This is a genomic window from Amycolatopsis sp. A133 (assembly GCF_031082405.1).
In the GTDB taxonomy this organism is placed as follows: Bacteria; Actinomycetota; Actinomycetes; order Mycobacteriales; family Pseudonocardiaceae; genus Amycolatopsis.
This window is the reverse complement of record NZ_JAVHJU010000001.1, coordinates 203,982-226,638: the sequence shown is the minus strand read 5'-3', so window position 1 is coordinate 226,638 and position 22,657 is coordinate 203,982. Positions and strand designations below refer to the sequence as shown.

Here is a 22,657-nt window from a genome sequence, read left to right as displayed (position 1 = left end):
AATCCACCGCAACCTTCGTGGGCCGATCTAGGCTGGGAAGGGTGGAGATCCACATCGACCTGACCGGGACCCGGGGCCACCGCGACGCGATCTACCGGCAGCTGCGCGCGGCGATCCTGGCCGGGCGGATCCGGCCCGGCGAGGCGCTGCCGCCGACCCGCGAGCTCGCGCAGCGGCTGGCGGTCTCCCGGACGACGGTCAGCGCGGCCTACGACCGGCTCACCGCCGAAGGGTTCCTCACCGGGCGCGTCGGCGCGGGCACGTTCGTCACGGCTTCGCCGGCGGAGCGTCCTTCGCCGGTCCCGGACGGCCCGGGCGTGCGGCCGCTGCCGGAGTGGGACGCCGTTCCGCCGCCGCCCGCGCCGTTCGCCCCGGCACCGGAGTTCGACTTCCGGCCGGGCGTCCCCGATCTCTCGCGGTTCCCGTTCGACACCTGGCGGCGGCTGATCACGCAGCGGCTGCGCGCCGGCCAGGCCGATCTGATGACCTACGGCGACCCGCAGGGCCACGCCGGGTTGCGCGCCGAGATCGCCCGCCACGTGGGCGTGTCGCGCGACGTCCGTGCGAGTGCGGCGCAGGTCGTCGTCACCGCCGGCGCCCAGCAGACGACCGACCTCGTCGCGCGGGTGCTGCTGCGGTCCGGCGACCTCGCCGCCGTCGAGGACCCCGGCTACCCGCCGCCGCGGCTGGTGCTCGGCGCGCGCGGCGTCCGCGTCGCGCCGGTGCCGGTGGACGCCTCCGGGATCGTCGTCGGCGCCATCCCGGCGGGCACGCGGCTGGTGTACGTGACGCCGTCGCACCAGTACCCGCTGGGCCTGTCGATGTCGCTGGACCGCCGGCTGGAGCTGCTCGACTGGGCCGAGCGCAACGACGCGGTGCTCGTCGAGGACGACTACGACACCGAGTTCCGCTACACCGGCCGGCCGCTGGAACCGTTGCACAGCCTGGATTCCCGGGGCCGCGTCGTGTACGTCGGCTCGTTTTCGAAGGTGCTCTCGCCGGCGCTGCGGCTGGGTTTCCTCATCGCGCCGCCGTCACTGGTGCCCGCCCTGGTCAAGGCCCGCTACCTCACCGACTGGCACGCGCCGAACGTCGAGCAGGCGGCGCTGGCGGCGTTCATGGCCGAAGGCGGCTTCGCCCGGCACGTCCGGCGGATGCGGAAGGTCTACCGCGCCCGCCACGAACTCCTGTCCGCGGTGCTCGCCCGGGACTTCGCGGATTTCCTCACGCCGTTGCCGTCGACGGCGGGCCTGCACCTGAGCGCCGCTTCGGCCGCCGACACGGGCCCGCTGGTCCGCGCGGCGCGCCGGCACGGCGTCCGGCTGTACTCGCTCGGCGACTTCGGCGTGGGGGAGCGGCGGCCCGGTTTGGTGTTCGGTTACGGTGCGGTCGCGGCCGAGCGGATCGAGCCGGGACTGGCCCGGCTGCGGGCACTGGCGGACGAAGGAGCGGCATGACCGACGACGTGATGGTGGCGATCGACGCCGGTCTGCGGCAGCACGTCGGCGGCGACCGCGCCGGCGCGTACGCGACCTTCGCGGCGCTGTGGGCGTCGATCGGCGACGACGGCGACCCGCTGCACCGCGTCGCGCTGGCGCACCACATGGCCGACGTCTGCGACGACCCGGCGGAGGAACTCGAGTGGGACCTGCGGGCACTGGCGGCGGCCGACTCGCTGACCGACTCGCGCGCCCAGGAGTACCACTCGTCGCTGGCCGTGCGCGGCTTCTACCCGTCGCTGCACCTCAACCTGGGCGAGGACTACCGCAAGCTCGGCGACCTGGCCGCGGCCCGCGAACAGCTGGGGCTGGCCCGCGCGCGCCTGGACGCCCTCGGCGACGACGATTACGCGGCCGGAATCCGGCTGGCGCTGGACGGCCTGGCCGAACGGCTCGGCTGAATCGGTCCGAATACCACGAAGACGCCCCGTTTGCCGGACTTTCGCGGGGCGTCGCGGGGCCCTAACCTGTGGTGATCCAGCTCACCGACGGGAAGGATCGCCATGCGGATTGCGGATCTGCTGCGCAAGAAGGGGTCGGCAGTCGCGACGGTCACCCCGGAGACGACGGTGACCACGCTGCTGGCCGGACTGGCCGACCACAACGTCGGCGCGATGGTGGTCGTCGCACCCGACGGTTCGATCGCCGGCATCGTCTCGGAACGCGACGTGGTGCGGCGGCTGCACGAGCACGGCCCGGCCCTGCTCGACGGCCCGGTGTCGGAGATCATGACAAAACTGGTGGCGAGCTGCACCCCGGACGACTCGGTGGACCAGCTGTCGGTCTTGATGACGGAACGCCGCATCCGCCACGTCCCCGTCCTCGCCGACGGGCGGCTGGCCGGGATCGTGTCCATCGGGGACGTCGTGAAGAACCGGATGGAACAGCTGGAACAGAGCCAGGAACAGCTGCAGGCCTACATCTCCCAGGGCTGAGCCGAGCGCCCCAATGTGGCGTTCGGTGCGTTGGACGCAACCAACGCCACATTGGGGCGCTTGACGGCTACTCCCGCCAGCCCGACAGTTCCACGCCCTTCGCGACATCCACCCGGTAGGACAACGTCACCGTTTTGCTCTCGCCGGGCGCCAGCGCCAGCCGCCACGTGAACTCGCCCAGCGCCGACGTCTCCACCGGCTCCGGCGACGTCTTCACGTCCCGGACCGTGATCGTGTCGTCGCGGGAAACCGGCGCCTGGTCCAGCACGGTCACCACGGCTTCCCGCGGCCCGTGGTTCCCGACCGAAATGCGGTACTCCGCCTCACGCCGCTTCTGCCCGGACAGCGTCGCCTTCGACGCCGTGCGCCGCACCAGCTCCCGCTCGATCCGGATCCGGTCGTCGACGCCCAGCGCCAGCTCGAGCTCTTCTCCGGGCGCCCACGCCTCCAGTACCGTCGTCCCGACGAACTCCGCGTCGTGGAACACCGAAGCCCGTCCGGGCCGCAGAGCGTGCTCCGAAGTGTTGACCACCGTGGCCCGCAGGTACGCCTCTTCGGCCAGCACCGGCGCCGTCACGTAACCCAAGCCGGCCGTCAGCGAAAGCTGCGCCAAGGTCGTCCGGTGGCCGGAGACCCCGGACGGCACCGCCACCGGACGCGACGGCCGGTACGTCACCGCCGTCGTCCCTTGCTCGACCGACGCCAGCTTCGGCGCCATCGCCGGGGCCGCCGCCGCGAACCGCGCCATCTGCACGCCTTCGGGCATTCCGCCGCCCGCTCCGCCGTACGCGGCCGTGGGCGCGTACGGGGCCGGGTGCACGCGGTCGAGGTACCACGGCTGCAGTTCCGGCACGACCACCGAGACCGCCGGCCGCGCCGTCGACAGCGCCAGCTCGCACTCCGGCCAGTCCTCGCCCGTGTACTGGCTGACCAGCCCGTACGACATGACGGTGACGTCGGTGCCGCGCACCCGGATGTCGTAGCCCGGTTCCCAGCTCGCGCCGGGGACCACATAGGACAGTTCCAGCTCCGCCGACCCGGCGGGATCCGCGATCTCCAGCTCCACGACCACCGAAATACTGTCTTCTTCGGACTGCGCGCTGTGCGTCCCGATCCGCCGGTCGAGCGCGGCGAGGTCCTCGCGCAGCCGCGCGATCCGCTCGCTCAGCACCCGGCGCGCCTTCAACGCCGACGCCAGCCGCGCACTCAGCGCGTCCGTCACCTCGGCGACCCGCGACGGCTCGGCGGTCCCGGCCGCGAGGGCCTTCGCGAAGCTGCCGCCGCTGCGCTTCGCCAGCGAAGTCAGCAGATCCACCTTCATCGTTTCGGCCGCTTCGTCGTCCAGGACGCCGTCAAGCGTGGCCTGATCCGCCCGACGCTGCTCGACGAGCGCCCGCAACGCCGCGTCGGCCGGGGCGGCGTGCCGCTCGGTGCGCACGTCGACGCCGGTGATCAGCGCGGGCCCGGTGCCGGTGACGCGCACCGAACCCGGGTCGAGCGCGGGAGGCAGCCCGGCGAACGTCAGGCGCGGCCCGCCGTCGAGCGGAGCCTGGCCCCGGCGGGTGATCCGCGCCTGCTGCGGGTAAACGGTCACGGCGGCGATCGGCGCTTCCACGGTCGGCATGCCTCCGACGTTAGTCTCTTGACACCCCCGCGGGCGGACCGGAAGTGTCTCCAGACGTCCGCTTCGCCCGGCTTGGGGGTTTGAGTGAAAGCCGCAGTCCTGCTCGCCGCCGTGCTCGCCCTGCCGCTGACCGCGGTCACCGCGGAAGCCGCCGCCCCGCCGTCGCCGGTGTTCACCGGCGGCCAGGCGCAACCGGTGTTCGACCCGGCCGACGTCGTCCGCGAAGACGTCTGGGTCACCGCGCCCGTCGACAGCGACCACGACGGCACCGACGACCTCGTGCACGCCCAGGTCGTGCGCCCGCGCGCCACGCAGCAGGGCCTGAAGGTGCCCGTCGTCTACCAGGCCAGCCCCTACTACGCCGGCGGCAACGACGTCGCCAACCACAACGTCGACGTCGAGCTGTACGCGCCCGGGCACGCCCGCGGCCCGGAAGGCCCGCGCGTCGCCGCGCACGGCGTCGGCCCGGCCACCCCGATCACCTGGCGCTACCAGGACTACTTCACCGCGCGCGGGTTCGCCGTCGTCTACGGCGAGTCGCTCGGCACCGGGCTCTCGACCGGCTGCCCGACCACGGGTGACGTCAACGAGACGATCGGCGCCCGCTCGGTCGTCGACTGGCTCAACGGCCGGACGAGCGCGCGGGACACGAACGGTGCCGCGGCGAAGGCGGACTGGACGACGGGCAAGACCGGCATGATGGGCGTGTCGTACAACGGGACGCTGCCCAACGCCGTCGCGAGCACCGGGGTCGAAGGCCTCGAGACGATCGTGCCGATCGCGGCCATCTCCAGCTGGTACGAGTACTACCGCCACGACGGCGCGGTGGTCGCGGCCGGCGGGTTCCAGGGCGAGGACGCCGACGTGCTCGCCGAGTACGTCTACACCCGCGAAGACCGGCAGATCTGCCGCCCGGTGATCGACGGGCTCACGCGTGACCAGGACCGGGTCACCGGCGACTACACGCCGTTCTGGGACGTCCGGAACTACCGCAACGACGTCGGCAAGGTGCACGCGTCGGTGCTCGCGGTGCACGGCCTCAACGACTGGAACGTCAAGACCGAGCAGGTCGCGACCTGGTACGAGGCGTTGAAGGCCCGCGGCGTCGAGCACAAGATCTGGCTGCACCAGTCCGGGCACGCGGACCCGTACTCGCTGCGGCGCGACGTCTGGCTCGCGACGCTGAACAAGTGGATGTCGCACTACCTCTACGGCATCGACAACGGCATCCAGAACGAGCCGAAGGCGACGATCCAGCGCGAGGACAAGTCGTGGACCGACGAGGCCGACTGGCCGGCGCCGGGCACCGCGGACGTCCGCGTGTACCCGTGGCCCGGCGGCCGCTCGAAGGGCACGATCGACACCCGCAACCCGGTCCCGGGCACGGCGGCCGCCGAAACCCTCGCCGACGACTCGTCGAAGACGATCGAGCAGCTGGCCGGTCTCGCGTCGTCCGGCAACCGCCTGCTCTACGCGACTTCGGCGGCGAAGCAGGCCGTACGGCTCTCCGGCACGGCCCGCGCCGACCTGGCGCTGGCGTTCGACCGGCCCGCGGCGAACGTCACGGCGATCCTGCTCGACCGCGCGCCCGACGGCACGTCCCACGTCATCAGCCGCGGCTGGACCGACCCGCAGAACCGCACGTCACCCGCCCGCACCGAGCCGCTCACGCCGGGGCAGACCTACCGGATCGGCGTCGAGCTGATGCCGAAGGACTACATCCTCGCGGCCGGGCACCGGCTGGAGTTCCTGGTGGCGTCCAGCGACCACGACTACACGCTGCGGCCGAAGCCGGGCGCGGGGCTCGCGCTCGACCTGACGAAGACGTCGGTCACGCTCCCGGTCACGGGCGGCAAGCCGGCCCTGCGAGCCGCGTTCGGCTGAGGCCGGCGATGCCCGTGCGGTAGGCGAAGGCGACCTCCTGCGCGCGATCGCGCAGGGCGGCCTTGGCGAGCAGGTGGTTCACGTGGGTCTTCACGGTCGCCTCGCTCACCAGCGATCTCGGTGTTGGACAGGCCCGCCGCGATCAGCCGCAGCACCTCGGTCTCGCGCGCGGATCTGCGGGACGGGCGTCCGGGCTCGCCCCGTCGCGCACCAGCATGAGCCGCGCGCCCCTGCAGGTCCAGCGAAAGCCGGCCCTGGGCCTGGGGGAACGTGGCTGGCCGGGGCGTCATTCCGGGGGTCCTCCGCGGGTGCTTGTACGGAAAATGTACCGGCGCGGACTTCGCTTCGTGGGGTCAAGTTGTCCCGTTTGTCAGGAGGTTTCCCCATGTCCAGGTTGCGACGGCTCGCCCTGCTCGCCGCCGCCGCGGCGCTGCCCGCGCTCGGCCTCACCCTCGCCGGTCAGGCGCCCGCCTCGGCCGCGCCCAACTTCCAGGTGCCGTTCAAGTGCGGCGTCACGGTGACCGCCGCGACGTTCAGCGGGCACAGCCCGGAGTACTCGGTCGACTTCCAGAAGGACGGCATCACCGGCATGCCGGTGCTCGCCGCGGCGTCCGGCACCGTCACCCGGGTGGAGGACAAGGGTGCCACCAGCTACGGCAAGTGGATCGAGGTCGACCACGGCGGCGGCTGGAAGACCCGCTACGCGCACCTGTCGGCGCAGGAAGTCTCCGTCGGGGCGTCCGTGGCCGCCGGCAAGCAGATCGGCAAGGCCGGCGCGACCGGCGGCGTCACCGGGCCGCACCTGCACTTCGAGGAGATCCTCAACGGTGCGGTGCAGAAGGCGAAGCTGAACGGTGTCGCCGTGCCGTACTACGGCCACACGAACTTCACAAGCAAGAACGGCTGCGGTGGCAACCCGTACTCCGCCGAAGAGGTGTGCGGCGACGGCTTCTCCGTCGTGGACCAGCAGGCGCTGGCCAACTCCTCGGGCACGGCCTACCTGCTGTACAACGCGGCCACCAAGGCGAACTGCGTGACCACGATGAAGGCCACGTCGCTCGGCACGGCCAGCCCGGTCGCCGCGTTCCTCGAGGTCGAAGGGGCGGCCCGGGTGACCGATTCCGGCAGCTTCACCTACTACGCCGGGCCGGTCGAGAAGACCGCCGGCTCGACCTGCGTGAAGTGGGGCGGCTCGGTGGGCAGCAACACCTACGAGAGCGGGTTCGAGCACTGCGGCTGAGCCTGTCCGGCCGGTGGGGCCGGGCAGCATAGCCCGCCCCACCGACAGGAACCTCCCGCCCGGCGGCCGCCGGGCGGGTTCTGTCCACATCGGCCCCGTCGATCCACAGATTTGCCGCCACCGCCCCAGCCGGCCCCGTCCTGCCCCACTGTGGAGGCATGACCACTGCCACCCCGGCCGGCCGCCCGCCGGTCGACCTCCGAGACCCCGCGCAGCTGCTGGCCGCGCTCCCGTACCTGATCGGGTTCCGCCCCGAGAAGTCCGTCGTCCTGCTCGGCCACCGGCCCACCGGCGATCGCCTGGGCCTGGTGCTGCGCGGTGACCTGCCCCGCCGCGAACACCGGGCCCGCCAGGCCCAGGCACTCGCCCCGCGGCTGGCGGCGGGCCGGCACATCGGCGTGACGCTGGTGATCGTCGGCGGACGGCGAAGACCCGGCCGCCCGCTGCCGCACGCGGGTTTCGTCGGCGACCTGGTGGAGGCACTGGGGGAGTTCGGTCTCCCGGTATCGCACGCGTTGTGGACGCCCGGCATCACCACCGGCGCACCATGGGCGTGTTACGTCGACGACGAGTGCGGCGGCTCGTTGCCGGACCCCCGCGCCACGGTGCTGGCGGCGACGGCCACCGAGCGCGGCACGGTGGCGTTCGACAGCCGCGACGAGCTCGCGGGGCTGCTCGCCCCGCGTTCGCCGGAAGCACTCGCCCGCCGGGCGGCCGGCTTGGCTCGCCTGCCGTCCCCGCCCTGGCCCGATTCCACCTGCCTCACCGACGCGGTATCGGTGGTCCGCCAGGCTTTCGCCCGCTGCTGCCGCGGCGAGGGCCCGCCGACCGACGAGGAAGCGGTGCTGCTGGCCAGCGCGTTGAAGCTGCCCGAGGTCCGCGACGTGTGCCTGGCGATGGCGGTGCCCTCGAACACCGCGGCAGCACGGGAAGCTGAGCGCTTCTGGCTCATGCTGGTCCGTGAGCTTCCACCGCCGGAACGGGCTGAACCGGCGGCCCTGCTGGGTTTCACGGCGTACATGCGAGGCGACGGCGCCTTCGCGGGCATGGCACTGGAGAACGCGTTGGCGGCGGCCCCGGACCACTTGCTGGCCACGCTGCTGAAGCGGGTCCTGGACCGGGGAACCCCACCCGAGGTCCTGCGCGGCTTGGCGGCGGCGGCAGACCCGTTGTCCGCCTTCGGCCCGGAGCCCGTGGATTTCGACGCGGACCAAGCGGTGTGACGGAATGGACGTCCACTGTGGACATCGGCGGCCGCCGTGGATCCGCGGCCGGGCCGAGCTTCCGCCGAAGCCGGCCCGCCGCGATCAGCGCGGGTCAGCCTCGCCGCGACCGGGTGAACTCCCAGGCGTCCCGCACGATCCCCGCCAGCTCGGTGCGCTCCGGCTTCCAGCCCAGTTCCTCGCGGGCCCGGTCGCTGGCCGCCACGAGCACCGACGGGTCGCCCGCGCGGCGCGGGGCCACCGCCGCCGGGACCGGGTGGCCGGTGACCTGGCGGCAGGCTTCGATCACCTCGAGAACGGAGAACCCGGTGCCGTTGCCCAGGTTGTAGATGCGGTGCTCGCCCGCGGTCGCGTGCTTCAGCGCCAGCAGGTGCGCGTCCGCGAGGTCCACGACGTGGATGTAGTCGCGCACCGCCGTGTGGTCCGGCGTCGGGTAGTCGTCGCCGAAGATCTGGATGCGCTCGCGGTCGCCCGTGGCGACCTGGAGAACGAGGGGGATGAGATGGGTTTCCGTGGTGTGGCGCTCACCGAAGGCGCCGTACGCGCCCGCGACGTTGAAGTACCGCAGGCTCACCGCGGCCAGGCCGTGCGCGCCGGCGAAGCTGGTGATCGCGGCGTCGATGGCGAGCTTCGTGGCGCCGTAGGTGTTGGTCGGCCGCGTCGGGGCCGTCTCCCGGATCGGGGACTGTTCCGGCTCGCCGTAGGTCGCCGCGGTCGAGGAGAACACCAGGCGCGGCGTGCCGTGCTCGTGCATGGCCTCGAGCAGCCGCAGCGTGGTGACGACGTTGCCTTGCCAGTACTTCGCCGGCTCCGTCATCGACTCGCCGACCAGCGACTTGGCCGCGAAGTGCAGCACGCCGTCGAAGCCCTCGCGCAGCAGGCTGCCCGCCACCTCGGCGATGTCGCCCTCGATGAACCGCGCGTCCGGGTGGACGGCGTCGGCGTGCCCGGTGGACAGGTCGTCGACGACGGTGACCCGGTGCCCGGCTTCGATCAGCCGGGCGGCGCAGACACTGCCGACGTACCCGGCTCCGCCCGTCACGACCAGCTTCAGGGCGTTGTTCTGCTCCGACACATCCAGGCCTTCCTGCCGAGGGTGACTGTGCTCCACAGTCTTCCCCCTCGCCGGCGCGCGGGTCCGCGCGGGGGTTGCCCCGGGCGGACCCGCGCGACGTCAGAGCTCGTCGCGGCCGGCGCCGCGCGAGGGCACCGCCGTGAACATCCGCGGCCGCCGGTAGCCGGCCTTTTCGTACGCGGCTTCGACGGCCGCCTTGACCCGCTCCAGGTCGGCGTCGCGGACCAGCGCGATCGCCGAGCCGCCGAAGCCGCCGCCGGTCATCCGCGAGCCGAGGGCGCCGGCTTCGCGCGCCGAGTCGACCGCGAGGTCCAGTTCGGCCGTGGAGATCCGGTAGTCGTCGCGCATGCTGACGTGCGAGGCGTCCAGGTACGGCCCGATGCCGGCCAGCCGCCCGGCACGCAGCAGCTCGACGGTCTCGAGCACCCGCTGGTTTTCGGTGACGACGTGCCGCACCAGCGGCACGAGGTCTTCCGGCAGCCGGTCGAGGGCGTCGGAGAGGCCTTCGACGGTGACGTCGCGCAGCGCCTTCACCCCGAGCAGCTCGGCTGCCCGTTCGGTGCCGCGGCGGCGCTCGCCGTACCCGCCTTCGGCGTGCGAGTGCTTGGTGCGGGTGTCCATGATCAGCACCTGCAGCCCGGCCTCGGCGAGGCCGAACGGCACCTGCTCCTGCTCACCCGAGCGCACGTCGAGGAACAGCACGTGGGACTCGGTGCAGCAGAGGGACGCCGTCTGGTCGAGCAGGCCGGTGGGGGCGCCGACGAAGTCGTTTTCCGACCGCTGCACCCACCGCGCGATCTGGGGCCGCGTCGGGACGTCGGTGCGGCTGCCGTCCAGTTCCAGGCCGGCCAGCCCCAGCAACGCCAGCGACACCGCGCACTCGAGCGCGTGGGAGGAGGACAGCCCGGCCCCCGACGGCACGTCCCCGGCGATGACCAGGTCGGCCCCGTTCGCGAAGCCCTGGTCGCGCAGCACCCAGGCAACGCCCGCCGGGTACGCGGCCCACCCGTCGACCTTGCCCGGCTCCAGGTCGGCGATCTTGAGCTCGCCGGAGCGCTGGACCTGGCCGTCGTCGCCCAGGGTGGCCACGGACAGCACGCCGTCCTCACGGGGCGACGCCGCCGCGGCCAGCCGGTGCGGCAGGGCGAACGGCAGCACGAAGCCGTCGTTGTAGTCGGTGTGCTCGCCGATCAGGTTGACGCGGCCGGGCGCCGACCAGGCGCCGGCCGGCGCGGTGCCGTGGACCGTGCGGAACGCGGCCACGGCCTCCGAAGCGGGGCTCATCGGGCCTGGGCCAGAACGGCGTGCAGGGCGGAGCTGGCGACCTGGGCGGTGGTGTCCCCGCCGGTGACCTCGATGGTGCCGCCGGTGGCCTTGCCGACGGTGACCGTGCCGCCCGGCACGATGCCGACGGACTTGAGCTCGGTCATCAGCGACTCGTCCAGCTGGACGTGCTCGGCGATGCGCCGGATCTCGACGCGGCCGCCGCCGGTGCGGGCGAACTCGTCGAGCCGGACCAGGTCGGCCTCCGCGGGCGGCGCGGGTTCGCCGTCGCCCAGCTTGTCGAGGCCGGGGATCGGGTTGCCGTACGGGGACGTGGTCGGGTGGTCGAGCAGCTTGACCAGCTTGCGCTCGACGGCCTCGCTCATCACGTGCTCCCACCGGCACGCCTCGTTGTGCACGTGCTCCCACTCGAGCCCGATCACGTCGACGAGCAGGCGTTCGGCCAGGCGGTGCTTGCGCATCACGGCGATGGCCAGTTCGCGGCCGTGGTCGGTCAGCTGGAGGTGCCGGTCGTCGGCGACCACCACCAGCCCGTCGCGCTCCATCCGGGCGACGGTCTGGCTCACGGTCGGGCCGCTCTGCTGCAGGCGCTCGGCGATGCGGGCGCGCAGCGGAACGACACCTTCTTCTTCGAGCTCGTAGATGGTACGCAAGTACATCTCGGTGGTGTCGATGAGATCGTTCACGCTGTCCCCTTCGTCCGCGTTGCTCATCGTAGTCGTTGACCCCGGCAGCGGCGGCGGGCCACGGGGGTACAGCGCCGATGGTTACCGATCCGACCACAGGCACGGCCGAAGACTTCGCGGCGATGGTCACGTGCCGAGCGGGGGACGGCCTGCTTTCGGCCGGATCGGTGACAACTCGCCGGTGGGGGAGATGTCCGCACCCCGGCGCGGCCGGGCGGGCGGCCGCTGGAAGATGGGGGCATGCGTCCGCTGATCAGCACCACCGACCTCGCCGCCGCGCTGGCGGGCCCGGCCGGGGACCGCCCCGTGGTCCTCGACGTCCGCTGGCGGCTCGCCGGCCCGCCCGGCGCGGAGTCCTACCAGGAGGGCCACGTGCCCGGCGCGGTGTTCGCCGACCTCGACCGCGTGCTCGCCGGCGAACCGGGCGAGGGCGGCCGCCACCCGCTGCCCGACCCGGAGGATTTGCAGCGCGACCTGCGCGCGGCCGGCATCCGGACGGCCACCCCGGTGGTGGCGTACGACGACGCCGACGGTTCGGTGGCGGCGCGAGCGTGGTGGCTGCTGCGCTGGGCGGGCCACAACGAGGTGGCGGTCCTCGACGGCGGTTACGCAGCGTGGACGGCCGAGGGTCACCCGGTGAGCACGGAGGAGGTGCACCCGGAGCCGGGCGACATCACGGTCCGCCCGGGAGCCATGCCGGTCCTCGACGCGGACGAAGCGGCCGCCCTGGCCCGCGACGGCCTGCTGCTCGACGCCCGCGCCGCTGCGCGCTACGCGGGCGAGACGGAGCCGGTGGATCCCCGCGCGGGCCACATCCCGGGCGCGGTGAACGCCCCGTTCGCCGGCCACACAGGCGCGGACGGCCGCTGGCACGCCCCGGCGGAGCTGGCGGAGAGGTTCGCGAGCCTGGGCCTGCGCCCGGGCGAGCCGGTCGGCGCGTACTGCGGTTCGGGGGTGACGGCCAGTTCGGTGGTGCTCGCCCTGGAACTGGCGGGCCACCCGGGCGCGGGCCTGTACGCGGGCTCGTGGTCCCACTGGTCCCGAGACCCCCAGCGCCCCGCGGCGACGGGCACCTTGCCCGGCTGAGCCATTGCGAGCGGGGCGCCGGGCCGGGGCGCGGCCGTCTCGGGTTGTCGTGGGCGGTCGCCTGCGACCCGCGCAACTCCGCGCCTGAGACGATTCGGCCCAGCCGACCCCGTCCCGGCACCCCATCGGCGACGAAAGCCCCTCAACCGCCGAGTGCCGGGGCGATCAGCGACACCACCAGGTCCGGATCCTCCAGGTGGACGTCGTGGCCGGTGGCCGTCTCGCACAACCGGAACGAATCCACCGCCGCAGCCGTCCGGCGCAGCTCGGACAACGTCCACCGCTCGTACGCGCGCCACGGCTCCTGCGCCGTCTCGGGCAGCAGGCCCGCCATCGACCGCGTTCCGCGCGTCACCACCAGCGGGCCGCGGGCCCGCCGGTACGCCGCGAACAGGTCCAAGGCGTCGATGGCGCGCATCACCGCCCGGAAGTCCTCGTCGAGGCCCTCCGCCATCCGCGCCAAGGCCGCCTGGACCGCGCGGTGCCCGGCCGCCGCGTCGGGGAGGCCGAGGTAGTGGGCCGGGGAGGTCGGGTTGCCGTGGCCGTCGAGGTTCAGGGCCAGGGGACAGTCCTCGCGGCCGGCCCAGAGCGTGGCCACCATGCCGCCCAGGGAATGACCCGCGACCACCGGCCGGGCCGGCGACAGCCGCTCCGCCACCGCGCGGACGTCGGCCAAGGCGCGCTCCCACGTCCAGGCGCCGCCGTGAAGGCGCAGGTCGAACGTCACCGGGCGGGCGCCCAGCGCGCGCAGCCGGGCGACCACCGGGTCCCAGTCGGAACTGTCGCGGCCGCCGCCGTGGAGCAGGACCACCGGGGTGCCGGGGCCGCCGTGATCGGTGAAGTGCACCTGCACAGCGAACCGGTCCGGGGTTTTCCAGTCCACGGAGTTACCCGATCGGCACTAGAGTCGGGCGGTATGTCGCCGGCCGTTGTTTGGGACCGTGCTCTGCTCGGTTATGACCTGGGTGGGGATCACCCCTTCAATCCCGTCCGGCTGGAGCTCACCGTCCGGCTGGCCACCGGGCTCGGCGTGCTCGACGACGTCGAGCTCCTCGTCCCGACCGGCGCCGGGGACGAAGAACTCCTCCGCGTCCACGCCCCCGAATACCTCGCCGCCGTGCGGGAGGCGCCGCTCGTCGGGTGGGACGTCGGGCACGGGCTCGGGACCGCCGACAACCCCGTCTTCTCCGACATGCACGACGCCTCCGCGCTCGTCGTCGGGTCGACGCTGCTCGCCGCCCGGAAGGTCGCCGAGGGGGAGGCCCGGCGGGCCGTCAACATCGCCGGGGGACTGCACCACGCCCTGCGGGACCAGGCCGCCGGCTTCTGCGTCTACAACGACTGTGCCGTCGCCATCTCGTGGCTGCTCGACCACGGCTTCGACCGCATCGCCTACATCGACACCGACGTCCACCACGGCGACGGCGTCCAGGCCGCCTTCTACGACGACCCGCGCGTCCTCACCATTTCCCTGCACCAGCACCCCTTCACGCTCTGGCCCGGCACCGGCTACTCCGCCGAAACCGGCCGCGGGAAGGCCGACGGCACCTCCGTCAACGTCCCGCTGCCGCCGCGGACCCGGGATCCCGGGTGGCTGCGCGCCTTCAACGCCGTCGTCCCCTCGCTGCTCGCCGACTTCGAACCGCAGCTGCTCTTCACCCAGTGCGGGGTCGACTCGCACGAAGAAGACCCCCTGGCCGACCTCTCCCTGTCCGTCGACGGGCACCGCACCATCTACACCACCCTCCGCGACCTCGCGGAGACCTACGCCGGCGGTAAGTGGATCGCCGTCGGCGGCGGGGGTTACCAGCTGATCCGGGTCGTTCCCCGGTCCTGGACGCACCTGATCGCCACCGTCCTCGACCGGGACGTCGACCCCGCGACGCCGCTGCCGGCCGAGTGGGTCGCCACCGTCGGCAAGGCCGCCCCGCACGCCGAGCTCCCGCAAACCATGTCCGACAACCGCGACACCGGGTTCAAGCCGTGGGGCGACGGGGAGGACGACCCGGTCGACATCGCCGTCCGGGACACGCGCCGTGCCGTCTTCCCCCTGCACGGCCTCGACCCGGACGACCCCAGGGACTGACCATGGCCGGACGGGACCCCTTCGACTACCCCCGCGACTGGGAGGCCGACGTCGTGCTGTCCGACGGCGGCACCGTCCACCTGCGCCCGGTCGTGCCCACCGACGCCGACGGCCTCGTCGCCTTCCACGCGAAGCTCTCCGAGCGCACCCGCTACTTCCGCTACTTCGGCGCCTACCCGCGGATCCCCGAGAAGGACCTCAAGCGCTTCTCCACGGTCGACCACCACGACCGGGTCGCGTTCGCCGCGTTCCTGGGCGACGACATCGTGGCCGTCGGCCGGTACGAACGGCTCGACCACGGGCCGTCGGCGGAGGTCGCCTTTGTCGTCAGCGACGCCCACCAGGGCCGCGGGCTCGGCTCGATCCTGCTCGAACACCTCGCCGCGGCCGCGTCCGAATGCGGGCTGCGCCGGTTCGTCGCCGAGGTGCTCGCCGAAAACTCCGCCATGGTGCGCGTGTTCCGCGACGCCGGGTACCAGGTCAGCCGCGAGATCGAAGAAGGCGTGCTGCACCTGGAATTCGACATCGACCCGACCGAGGAGTCGCTCGCCGTCGCGCGCTCCCGGGAGCAGGCGGCCGAGGCCCGCAGCGTGCACAACCTCCTGCACCCGTCCTCGATCGCCGTGATCGGCGCGTCCGCCGAGCCCGGCAAGGTCGGCCACGTCGCCTTCGTGAACCTCCTGGCCGCCGCCTTCACCGGCACCGTCTACCCGGTGAACCCGGAGCACCGGTCGATCCGCGGCGTCCGTGCGTACCCGTCGGTGCTGGACATCCCGGACCCGGTGGACCTCGCGCTGGTCGCGGTGCCCGCCGAAGCCGTCGAGTCCGTTTTGGACGCTTGCCTGGCGAAGGGCGTCAAGACGCTGCTGATCGTCTCCGGCGGCTTCGCCGAGTCGGGACCGCACGGCCTGCACGCCGAGCTGCGGCTGGTCGGCGAAGCGCGGGCGCACGGCATGCGCGTGGTCGGCCCGAACGCGCTCGGCGTGCTGAACACCGCGCCCGGGATCCGGCTCAACGCCACCCTCGCGCCGCGGCTGCCCGGCCGCGGGCGCACCGGCTTCTTCTGCCAGTCCGGCGCGCTGGGCACCGCGATCCTCGCCGACGCCGAGTCGCGCGGCCTCGGGCTGTCGACGTTCGTCTCGGCCGGCAACCGTGCCGACGTCTCGGGCAACGACCTGCTCCAGTACTGGGAAACCGATCCGGACACCGACCTCGTGCTGCTGTACCTCGAGTCCTTCGGCAACCCGCGCAAGTTCGCGCGGCTGGCCCGGCGGCTCGCCCGGACGAAGCCGATCGTCGCGGTCAAGTCGGGGCGGCACGCGGTCCGGCCGCAGCTGGCGGCGACGTCGACGGAGATCGACGAGGCCAGCGTCCAGGCGCTGTTCGAGCACGCCGGGGTGGTGCGGGTCGAGTCGCTGGCGCAGCTGTTCGACACCGCGCTCGTGTTCGCCCACCAGCCGCTGCCCGCCGGGCCGCGGGTCGGCATCGTCGGCAACTCCAGCGCGATCGGGCTCCTGGCCGCCGACACCGCGCGGATGCAGGGGCTGCGGCTGGCGTCGGACCCGGTGGACGTCGGCCCGCAGGCCTCGCCGGAGGAGTTCGCGAAGGCCGTCCGCGAGGCCCTCACCTCACCGGAGACCGACGCGCTCGTCGTCGTGTTCGCGCCGCCGGTGGCGATCCCCGGCACGGCGTACGCGCGTGCTCTGCGCGAGACCGTCGTCGAACTGGGGCAGCGCAAGCCGATCGTCTCGACGTTCCTCGCCGCCGAAGGCGTCCCGGACGAACTCGCGGTGCTGTCGGGCGACGGCGTGCCCACGCGCGGCTCGATCCCGTCGTACCCGAGTCCCGAACGCGCGGTGAACGCCCTGGCCCGGGTCGTGCGGTACGCGGCGTGGCGGCAACGCCCGCAGGGCACGCTGGTGCGGCCCTCGGGCGTCCACACCGAACAGGCGCAGGGGATCGTCCGCGAGCTCCTGGACGCCGACGGCGGCAAGACGACGTTGCTCTCGGACGCCGAAGTCGTGCGGCTGCTGGACTGCTACGGCATCGGCGTGGTGCCCTTCCGCACCGTGTCCACTGTGGACGAAGCGGTCGCGGCGGCGGGCGAGCTGGGTTACCCGGTGACGCTCAAGGCGGTCGACGAGCGGCTGCGCGGCCGGCCCGACCTGGCCGGCGTCCGGCTCGACCTCGCCTCCGAAGACGCGGTGCGCACCGCGTACGAGACGCTGCGGGACGTCTCCGGCGACGACGAGGTGTACGTCCAGCGGATGGCGCCCAAGGGCCTGTCGTGCGTGATCGGGCTGCAGGACGACCCGTCGTTCGGCACGCTCGTGTCGTTCGGGTTGTCCGGGCTGGTCAGCACGCTGCTCGGCGACCGCGCCTACCGGGCCGTGCCGCTCACCGACGTCGACGCCGCGACCCTGCTGCGCGAGCCGCGGACGGCGCCGCTGCTCACCGGCTACCGCGGCGACGAGCCGGCCGACCTCGCCGCGCTGCAGGACATGGTGCTGCGGGTGGCCGCGCTGGCCGAGGACAACCCGGAGGTGCGGTCGCTGGTGCTGGACCCGATCCTGGCCTCGCCGGACGGCGCCTTCGTCGCCAACGCCCGCCTGGTGCTGGGGGCGCCGCCGTCCCGGCCCGACACCGGTCCGCGACGGCTGCGCGCGATCAACCCCCAGGACTGAGCATGGCTTCGCTGACCGGGCTGCTGACCCGGCACACCGGCGGCCTGCCGGGCGCGGTGGCGCTCGTGGCCCGCGGCGACCAAGTCGAAGCCGCGGCCGCCGGCTCGGCCGACGTCGAGGGCACCCTGCCGATGGCGCGGGACTCGCTGTTCCGCATCGCGTCGCTCACCAAGCCGATCGTGGCCGCGGCGGTCCTGCTGCTCGCCGACGACGGCGAGCTGGCCCTGGACGACCCGGTCGCGCGGTGGCTGCCGGAGCTGGCGTCGCCGGTGGTCGTCCGGACGCCTGCGGGCCCGGTCGACGACGTGGTGCCGGCCGTCCGCCCGATCACGGTGGCCGACCTGCTGACCTTCCGCTGCGGGTACGGCTTCGCGGCGGACATGACGCTGCCCGCGGTGGAGCTGCTGTTCCAGGTGCTCGGCTCCCCGGCCGGGTCGGCGCGGGCCCTGTCGCCGGACGAGTGGCTGGCGGGGCTGGCGCAGGTGCCGCTGCTGCACCAGCCGGGGGAAGCGTGGCTCTACGACACCGGTTCGGATCTGCAGGGCGTGCTGATCGCGCGGGTCGCCGGCCGCCCGCTGCCGGAGTTCCTGGCGGAGCGGCTGTTCGAACCGCTCGGCATGGCCGACACCGGGTTCACCGTGCCGACCGCGGCGCTGGGCCGGTTCACCAGCGCCTACCGCCCCGGCGAGGACGGGCTCGTGCTGGTCGATGCGCCGGAGGGCCGGTGGAGCGCCCCGCCGCCGTTCCCGTCCGGGTCCGGCGGGCTCGTCTCGACGGCCGACGACCTGCTGGCGTTCGCGCGGTTCCTGCGCGACGAGGGCACGGCGGGCGGCCACCGCCTGCTGACACCGGAGTCGGTGCACCGGATGACGACCGACCACCTGACCCCGGCCCAGCGGGCGGCCGCGCGGCCGTTCCTGCAGGGCCAGGGCTGGGGCTTCGGCGGCTCGGTCGACGTCGACGCGAAGGAACCCTGGGAGGTCCCGGGCCGCTACGGCTGGGTCGGCGGCGCGGGCACGGCCCTGCACCTGACCCCGGCGAGGGGCACGGTCTCGGTGCTGCTGACGCAGGTCGAGATGACCAGCCCCGAGCCCACCCCGCTGATGCGCGAGTTCTGGACCTACGCGGTCACGGACCCCGCCTGACCCCCGGCGAGGAGGCCGCCCAGCGCCAGGAGCTGCGCGGTGGCCGGGCCGAGCTCGAACTCCAGGCGCTTCGCCGCCACGAAGTACCGGTGCACCACGTGGTCGACGTCGATGCCGACGCCGCCGTGGACGTGGACCGCCGTGTGGGCCACCCGGTGGCCCGCTTCCGCGGCCCAGAACTTCGCCGTCGCCACCGCCGCCGAGGCGTCCGGGACGTCCGAGGCCAGCTGCCACGCCGCCTGCAGCGACGTCAGCCGGACCGCTTCGACGTCCACGTAGGCGTCCGCGAGCCGCTGGCGGACCGCCTGGAACCCGCCGATGACGTGGTCGAACTGCTTCCGCTCGGCCGCGTACGCCGCCGTCAGCTCCAGCGCCCGCTCGACCACGCCGAGCTGCTGCGCGCACACGCCGACCGTTCCGCGCAGGCGCAGCCACTCGCCGATGTCGCCCAGCGACACCCCCGGCACGTCGGACAGCTCCAGCAGGCCGGCGTCCGCGTGGTCGACCGTCTGCTGCGGCCGCACCGTGACGCCCGGAGCCGCCGCGTCGACGAGGAACACCTCGCCGGACGCGGCCACCAGGAATCCGTGCGCGAAGGCGCCGAACGGCACCGCCGTCTGCGCACCGGACACCCGTCCGTCCGAAGCCGTGAACCCGGACAGCGCCACGGCCAGGACCCGTTCGCCGCGCAGCACCGGCAGGACCCAGCGGTCCACCAGCTCGGGTGGGCCGAACTCCGCCAGCGCCGACGCCGCCATCGTGATCGACGGGAGATAGGGGACCGCCGCCACCGCGCGGCCGATCTCGGTCAGCACCGCGCACTGCTCCAGCAGCCCGAACCCGCCGCCGCCGAGCGACGACGGCAGGGCCGCGTCCAGCACGCCCGCCTGGCCGAGCGCCGTCCACGCGGCCGGGTCGAAGCCGCCGGTGCCGTGCGGGTCGTGGGTGGCCTTGTCCGCCAGCAGCCGCCGAGTCAGCGCGGCGAGGTCGGCCGACGCTTCGGAAAGGGTGAAGTCCATGCTTTCTCCTGACTGGGTGCTCCTAGCGCGTGACGGGCAGGCCGAGGGCGGTGGCGGCGATCATGTCCCGCTGGATCTCGTTGGTGCCGCCGCCGAAGGTGAGGATCAGCGCCGACCGGTGCAGCCGCTCGATCCGCCCGGCCAGCAGCGCGCCCGGCGAGCCTTCGCGGACGACGGCGGCCGCGCCGAGCACCTCCATCAGCAGCCGGTAGGCCTCGATCACGAACTCCGTGCCGAACACCTTCGTCGCCGACGCCTCGGCCGGGCCGAGCTCGCTGGCCGCGGCCGCCCAGGCGATCCGCCAGTTCCGCAGCTTCAGGTACTCCGCGCCCGCGTGCACCCGCGCCAGGTGGAGCCGCACCCATTCGTGGTCGACGGCGCCGGTCTCCTTCGCCCATTCCAGCACGTCGGCCAGCGCCTTGCGGATCGGCGCCGACGACGTCAGCGCGACGCGCTCGTGGTTGAGCTGGTTGGTGATCAGCGGCCAGCCCGCGTTCTCCTCGGCGACCCGCGCCGACACCGGCACGCGCACGCCGTCGTAGTAGGTCGCGCTCGTCCCGGCGCCCGCGACCGTGTGCACCTTGGTCCACGAGAACCCGGGAGCCGATGTCGGCACGATGAGGATCGACAGCCCGCGGTGCTTCTTCGCGTCCGGATCGGTCCGGACCGCGAGCCAGACGTAGTCGGCGTACTCGATCAGGCTCGTCCACATCTTCTGGCCGGTGACGACGTACTCGTCGCCGTCGCGCTCGGCGCGCGTCCGCAGCGACGCCAGGTCGGTGCCGGCCTCCGGCTCGGAGTAGCCGATCGAGAAGTGCAGCTCCCCGGCGGCGATCTTCGGCAGGTAGAACGCCTTCTGCTCTTCGGTGCCGTAGCGCATGATGGTCGGCCCGACGGTGTTCACCGTGAGGAACGGGACCGGCACCCCGGCGACGGCCGCTTCGTCGGTGAAGATGAGCTGGTCGAGCATCGGCCGGCCCTGCCCGCCGTACTCCTTCGGCCAGCCGAGCGCGAGCCAGCCGTCCTTGCCCAGCTGCCGCACGATTTCCTTGTACGCCACCCCGTCGCCGTACTCGTCGCCCGCGCGGAGGCTTTCCCGCCGCTCGGGCGTCATCAGCTCGGCGAAGTACTCCCGTAGCTCCGCGGCCAGCGCGCGCTGCTCCGGGGTGTAGTCGATCCGCACCCGTCACCTCGATCCGGCGTTACACTAGAACCTGTTCTAGTTGTACCAGGACTCTCGTGGCGGAGGAAGCATGGAGATCGGGGTCGACCGTTCGCTCTGCGAGGCGAACGCGGTGTGCGTGGGGCTCGCGCCGGACGTCTTCGACCTGGACGAGGACGAAGAGCTCGTCATCCGGCCCGGCGCGGTGCCGGCCGACCAGGTGGAACGTGTTTCCGACGCGATCAAGGGTTGCCCGAAGAACGCCCTGTTCACCATTGGTTAGCGCTGTTCACTCAAGGGCTTGCTCTGAACGAGAACAGATTCTAATGTAGGCCCGATCACAGGACTCGACGAGGAGGCCGCGCGTGAGCCTGACCGGCAGGACGGCGATCGTCACGGGCGCCGCCGCGGGCTTGGGGCGGGCCGAAGCGCTCGCCCTGGCCGCCCGGGGCGCCACGGTCGTCGTCAACGACATCGGTGAGCCGAAGGACGTCGTCGCCGAGATCGAAGCGGCCGGCGGCAAGGCCGTCGCGGTCGCCGGCGACGTCGGGGACCGCGCCACGGCCGACGCGCTCACGGAAGCCGCGCTCGACCTCGGCGGGCTCGACATCGTGGTCAACAACGCAGGCGTGCTGCGCGACAAGATGCTCTTCTCGATGTCCGACGACGACTGGGACACCGTGCTGCGCGTCCACCTGCGTGGCCACTTCCTGTTGTCCCGCAACGCCGCGAAGCACTGGCGCGACAAGTCCAAAGCGGACGGGAAGCCGGTCTACGGGCGCTTGGTCAACACCGCGTCCGAAGCCTTCCTCATCGGCTCGCCGGGCCAGCCCAACTACGCGGCGGCCAAGGCGGGCATCACCGCGCTCACCATGTCGGCCGCTCGCGGCCTGGCCAAGTACGGCGTCCGCGCGAACGCGATCTGCCCGCGGGCGCGGACGGCGATGACCGAGGGCGTGTTCGGCGCCGCTCCTGAGAACACTCCAGCCGGCGCCGACCCTCTTTCGGTCGAGCACGTCGCCCCCTTCGTCGCCTACCTCGCTTCGCCCGCGGCCGAGCCCGTCAACGGCCAGGTGTTCGTCGTCCACGGCGGCACGGTCGCGCTGGTCGAAGCGCCGAGGATCGAGCAGCGCTGGAGCCTCGACGAGCTCGAGACGTCCGTCAGCGCCTTCTTCGCCGACCGCGACCCCGGCCGGATGTTCGCCGCCACCGAGATCCTGGGAGAGTCATGAGGCTGGACGGGAAGATCGCCCTGATCACCGGCGCCGCGCGCGGGCAGGGCGAGGCCGCCGCACGCGCGTTCGTCGTCGAAGGCGCGAAGGTGGTGATCGCCGACATCCTGGACGACGAGGGCAAGCAGCTGGCCGCCGACCTCGGCGAAAGCGCCGTCTACCAGCACCTCGACGTCGGCGACGAGGACGGCTGGACCGCCGCGGTCGAGCGCGCGACCACCGAGTTCGGTGCCCCGAACGTGCTGGTCAACAACGCGGGGATCCTCCATTTCTCGGAACTGGGCAAGACGACGCTGGCCGATTACGAACGCGTGATCCGGGTGAACCAGATCGGGGCGTTTCTCGGGATGCGTTCGGTCGTTGAACCGATGACCGCCGCCGGCGGTGGCTCCATCGTCAACGTGTCCTCTGTGGAGGGTCTGGCCGGGATGCCCTACCTCGTCGCCTACACCGCGAGCAAGTTCGCGATCCGCGGCATGACCAAGGTCGCGGCGATGGAGCTCGGCAAGAAGCACATCCGCGTCAACTCGGTGCACCCCGGCGCGATCGACACCAAGATGGTCGAGACCGCGGCGGGCGGCCAGAAAGTCGACATGTCGTACGTGGGGAAGAAGGTCGCCCTGAAGCGGGTCGGGCAGCCGGAGGACATCGCCAAGCTGGTGCTGTTCCTGGCCAGCGACGAGAGCGCGTACTGCACGGGGGCGGAGTTCGTCGCGGACGGCGGAGCCACGGCGACGCACGCCCTCAACTTCTAGGCGGGAACGACCGAAGAGCTTGAGTGAACACCGCTAAC

At 73.0% G+C, this 22,657-nt stretch carries 20 protein-coding genes and 1 pseudogene; 13 read left to right on the top strand and 8 right to left on the bottom strand.

Annotation, left to right across the window (positions count from 1 at the left end):
• Positions 1-41 precede the first annotated feature (41 nt).
• The 3 genes from Q5425_RS01140 to Q5425_RS01130 all read left to right on the top strand — a co-directional run bounded on the left by Q5425_RS01140 (position 42) and on the right by Q5425_RS01130 (position 2,434).
• Positions 42-1,457, top strand: coding sequence for a PLP-dependent aminotransferase family protein (locus Q5425_RS01140; protein ID WP_308670135.1), 1,416 nt, complete (start codon positions 42-44; stop codon positions 1,455-1,457).
• Positions 1,454-1,900, top strand: coding sequence for a hypothetical protein (locus Q5425_RS01135; RefSeq protein WP_308670134.1), 447 nt, complete (start codon positions 1,454-1,456; stop codon positions 1,898-1,900). Before Q5425_RS01140 ends, Q5425_RS01135 begins: the two co-directional genes overlap by 4 nt.
• 102 nt (positions 1,901-2,002) lie before the next feature.
• A complete protein-coding gene (locus Q5425_RS01130; protein WP_308670133.1) occupies positions 2,003-2,434 on the top strand; it encodes a CBS domain-containing protein in 432 nt (143 codons plus the stop codon).
• Positions 2,435-2,501: 67 nt separating this feature from the next.
• On the opposite strand, the gene Q5425_RS01125 is transcribed toward Q5425_RS01130, so the two are convergent.
• Positions 2,502-4,058 (bottom strand): DUF4139 domain-containing protein, encoded by a 1,557-nt coding sequence (locus Q5425_RS01125; RefSeq protein WP_308670132.1) that lies wholly within the window; start codon positions 4,056-4,058, stop codon positions 2,502-2,504.
• Between the two features lie 84 nt (positions 4,059-4,142).
• Here Q5425_RS01125 and Q5425_RS01120 point away from each other — a divergent pair, with 84 nt between their 5' ends.
• Entirely contained in the window at positions 4,143-5,942 is a 1,800-nt protein-coding gene (locus tag Q5425_RS01120; protein WP_308670131.1) for a Xaa-Pro dipeptidyl-peptidase, read from the top strand.
• Here Q5425_RS01120 and Q5425_RS01115 read toward each other — a convergent pair.
• A pseudogene (locus tag Q5425_RS01115) lies at positions 5,902-6,199 on the bottom strand (response regulator transcription factor); the annotation flags it as partial. The gene Q5425_RS01120 and the pseudogene Q5425_RS01115 sit on opposite strands and share 41 nt — an antisense overlap.
• Before the next feature lie 128 nt (positions 6,200-6,327).
• Between Q5425_RS01115 and Q5425_RS01110 the strand changes: the two are divergent.
• Both Q5425_RS01110 and Q5425_RS01105 read left to right on the top strand, forming a co-directional pair.
• The gene (locus Q5425_RS01110) at positions 6,328-7,182 is read left to right on the top strand and encodes a M23 family metallopeptidase (RefSeq protein ID WP_308670130.1); all 855 of its coding nucleotides are present in this window, start codon (positions 6,328-6,330) and stop codon (positions 7,180-7,182) included.
• A 158-nt stretch (positions 7,183-7,340) separates the two neighbouring features.
• A complete protein-coding gene (locus tag Q5425_RS01105) occupies positions 7,341-8,405 on the top strand; it encodes a DUF4192 domain-containing protein (protein WP_308670129.1) in 1,065 nt (354 codons plus the stop codon).
• Between the two features lie 94 nt (positions 8,406-8,499).
• Here the strand turns inward: Q5425_RS01105 and galE are convergent, their stop codons facing one another.
• The 3 genes from galE to Q5425_RS01090 all read right to left on the bottom strand — a co-directional run bounded on the left by galE (position 8,500) and on the right by Q5425_RS01090 (position 11,477).
• Complete coding sequence (gene galE / locus Q5425_RS01100; protein WP_308670128.1) at positions 8,500-9,480, bottom strand: UDP-glucose 4-epimerase GalE; 981 nt, start codon at positions 9,478-9,480, stop codon at positions 8,500-8,502.
• Between the two features lie 99 nt (positions 9,481-9,579).
• Positions 9,580-10,764 (bottom strand): galactokinase, encoded by a 1,185-nt coding sequence (galK, locus tag Q5425_RS01095; RefSeq protein ID WP_308670126.1) that lies wholly within the window; start codon positions 10,762-10,764, stop codon positions 9,580-9,582.
• A complete protein-coding gene (locus Q5425_RS01090; protein WP_084093602.1) occupies positions 10,761-11,477 on the bottom strand; it encodes a metal-dependent transcriptional regulator in 717 nt (238 codons plus the stop codon). The genes galK and Q5425_RS01090 overlap by 4 nt, the downstream gene beginning before the upstream one ends.
• Positions 11,478-11,690: 213 nt before the next feature.
• Between Q5425_RS01090 and Q5425_RS01085 the strand changes: the two genes are divergently transcribed.
• Complete coding sequence (locus tag Q5425_RS01085) at positions 11,691-12,536, top strand: sulfurtransferase (RefSeq protein ID WP_308670125.1); 846 nt, start codon at positions 11,691-11,693, stop codon at positions 12,534-12,536.
• Positions 12,537-12,678: 142 nt separating this feature from the next.
• Here Q5425_RS01085 and Q5425_RS01080 read toward each other — a convergent pair whose 3' ends face one another.
• The gene (locus Q5425_RS01080; protein WP_308670124.1) at positions 12,679-13,419 is read right to left on the bottom strand and encodes an alpha/beta hydrolase; all 741 of its coding nucleotides are present in this window, start codon (positions 13,417-13,419) and stop codon (positions 12,679-12,681) included.
• Between the two features lie 33 nt (positions 13,420-13,452).
• Between Q5425_RS01080 and Q5425_RS01075 the strand changes: the two genes are divergently transcribed.
• From Q5425_RS01075 to Q5425_RS01065, 3 genes are read left to right on the top strand one after another with little or no spacing between them, the layout of a single operon-like run.
• A complete protein-coding gene (locus Q5425_RS01075) occupies positions 13,453-14,622 on the top strand; it encodes an acetoin utilization protein AcuC (RefSeq protein ID WP_308670123.1) in 1,170 nt (389 codons plus the stop codon).
• 2 nt (positions 14,623-14,624) lie between these two features.
• Entirely contained in the window at positions 14,625-17,306 is a 2,682-nt protein-coding gene (locus tag Q5425_RS01070) for a GNAT family N-acetyltransferase (protein ID WP_308670122.1), read from the top strand.
• A 2-nt stretch (positions 17,307-17,308) separates the two neighbouring features.
• Positions 17,309-18,451, top strand: a complete 1,143-nt coding sequence (locus tag Q5425_RS01065; RefSeq protein ID WP_308670121.1) for a serine hydrolase domain-containing protein — start codon at positions 17,309-17,311, stop codon at positions 18,449-18,451.
• On the opposite strand, the gene Q5425_RS01060 is transcribed toward Q5425_RS01065, so the two are convergent.
• Together Q5425_RS01060 and Q5425_RS01055 are read right to left on the bottom strand one after the other, a co-directional pair.
• On the bottom strand, positions 18,427-19,470 hold the full coding sequence (locus tag Q5425_RS01060) for an acyl-CoA dehydrogenase family protein (RefSeq protein WP_308670120.1): 1,044 nt from the start codon (positions 19,468-19,470) through the stop codon (positions 18,427-18,429). The two genes, Q5425_RS01065 and Q5425_RS01060, sit on opposite strands and share 25 nt — an antisense overlap.
• Before the next feature lie 22 nt (positions 19,471-19,492).
• A complete protein-coding gene (locus Q5425_RS01055) occupies positions 19,493-20,653 on the bottom strand; it encodes an acyl-CoA dehydrogenase family protein (protein ID WP_308670119.1) in 1,161 nt (386 codons plus the stop codon).
• A 70-nt stretch (positions 20,654-20,723) separates the two neighbouring features.
• Between Q5425_RS01055 and Q5425_RS01050 the strand changes: the two genes are divergently transcribed.
• The 3 genes from Q5425_RS01050 to Q5425_RS01040 all read left to right on the top strand — a co-directional run bounded on the left by Q5425_RS01050 (position 20,724) and on the right by Q5425_RS01040 (position 22,619).
• The gene (locus tag Q5425_RS01050; protein WP_308670118.1) at positions 20,724-20,915 is read left to right on the top strand and encodes a ferredoxin; all 192 of its coding nucleotides are present in this window, start codon (positions 20,724-20,726) and stop codon (positions 20,913-20,915) included.
• Positions 20,916-20,997: 82 nt separating this feature from the next.
• Positions 20,998-21,864, top strand: a complete 867-nt coding sequence (locus tag Q5425_RS01045) for a 3-oxoacyl-ACP reductase (RefSeq protein ID WP_308670117.1) — start codon at positions 20,998-21,000, stop codon at positions 21,862-21,864.
• Entirely contained in the window at positions 21,861-22,619 is a 759-nt protein-coding gene (locus Q5425_RS01040) for a glucose 1-dehydrogenase (RefSeq protein WP_308670116.1), read from the top strand. The genes Q5425_RS01045 and Q5425_RS01040 overlap by 4 nt, the downstream gene beginning before the upstream one ends.
• Positions 22,620-22,657: the final 38 nt, after the last annotated feature.

What these genes read in the sequence shown, in the direction of transcription:
- galK (WP_308670126.1), bottom strand. Translation starts at nt 10,764, where the DNA reads ATGAGCCCCGCTTCGGAGGCCGTGGCCGCGTTCCGCACGGTCCACGGC.
- Q5425_RS01065 (WP_308670121.1), top strand. Translation starts at nt 17,309, where the DNA reads ATGGCTTCGCTGACCGGGCTGCTGACCCGGCACACCGGCGGCCTGCCG.
- Q5425_RS01130 (WP_308670133.1), top strand. Translation starts at nt 2,003, where the DNA reads ATGCGGATTGCGGATCTGCTGCGCAAGAAGGGGTCGGCAGTCGCGACG.
- Q5425_RS01075 (WP_308670123.1), top strand. Translation starts at nt 13,453, where the DNA reads ATGTCGCCGGCCGTTGTTTGGGACCGTGCTCTGCTCGGTTATGACCTG.
- Q5425_RS01040 (WP_308670116.1), top strand. Translation starts at nt 21,861, where the DNA reads ATGAGGCTGGACGGGAAGATCGCCCTGATCACCGGCGCCGCGCGCGGG.
- Q5425_RS01105 (WP_308670129.1), top strand. Translation starts at nt 7,341, where the DNA reads ATGACCACTGCCACCCCGGCCGGCCGCCCGCCGGTCGACCTCCGAGAC.
- Q5425_RS01085 (WP_308670125.1), top strand. Translation starts at nt 11,691, where the DNA reads ATGCGTCCGCTGATCAGCACCACCGACCTCGCCGCCGCGCTGGCGGGC.
- Q5425_RS01110 (WP_308670130.1), top strand. Translation starts at nt 6,328, where the DNA reads ATGTCCAGGTTGCGACGGCTCGCCCTGCTCGCCGCCGCCGCGGCGCTG.
- Q5425_RS01060 (WP_308670120.1), bottom strand. Translation starts at nt 19,470, where the DNA reads ATGGACTTCACCCTTTCCGAAGCGTCGGCCGACCTCGCCGCGCTGACT.
- Q5425_RS01125 (WP_308670132.1), bottom strand. Translation starts at nt 4,058, where the DNA reads ATGCCGACCGTGGAAGCGCCGATCGCCGCCGTGACCGTTTACCCGCAG.
- Q5425_RS01090 (WP_084093602.1), bottom strand. Translation starts at nt 11,477, where the DNA reads ATGAGCAACGCGGACGAAGGGGACAGCGTGAACGATCTCATCGACACC.
- Q5425_RS01070 (WP_308670122.1), top strand. Translation starts at nt 14,625, where the DNA reads ATGGCCGGACGGGACCCCTTCGACTACCCCCGCGACTGGGAGGCCGAC.
- Q5425_RS01135 (WP_308670134.1), top strand. Translation starts at nt 1,454, where the DNA reads ATGACCGACGACGTGATGGTGGCGATCGACGCCGGTCTGCGGCAGCAC.
- Q5425_RS01050 (WP_308670118.1), top strand. Translation starts at nt 20,724, where the DNA reads ATGGAGATCGGGGTCGACCGTTCGCTCTGCGAGGCGAACGCGGTGTGC.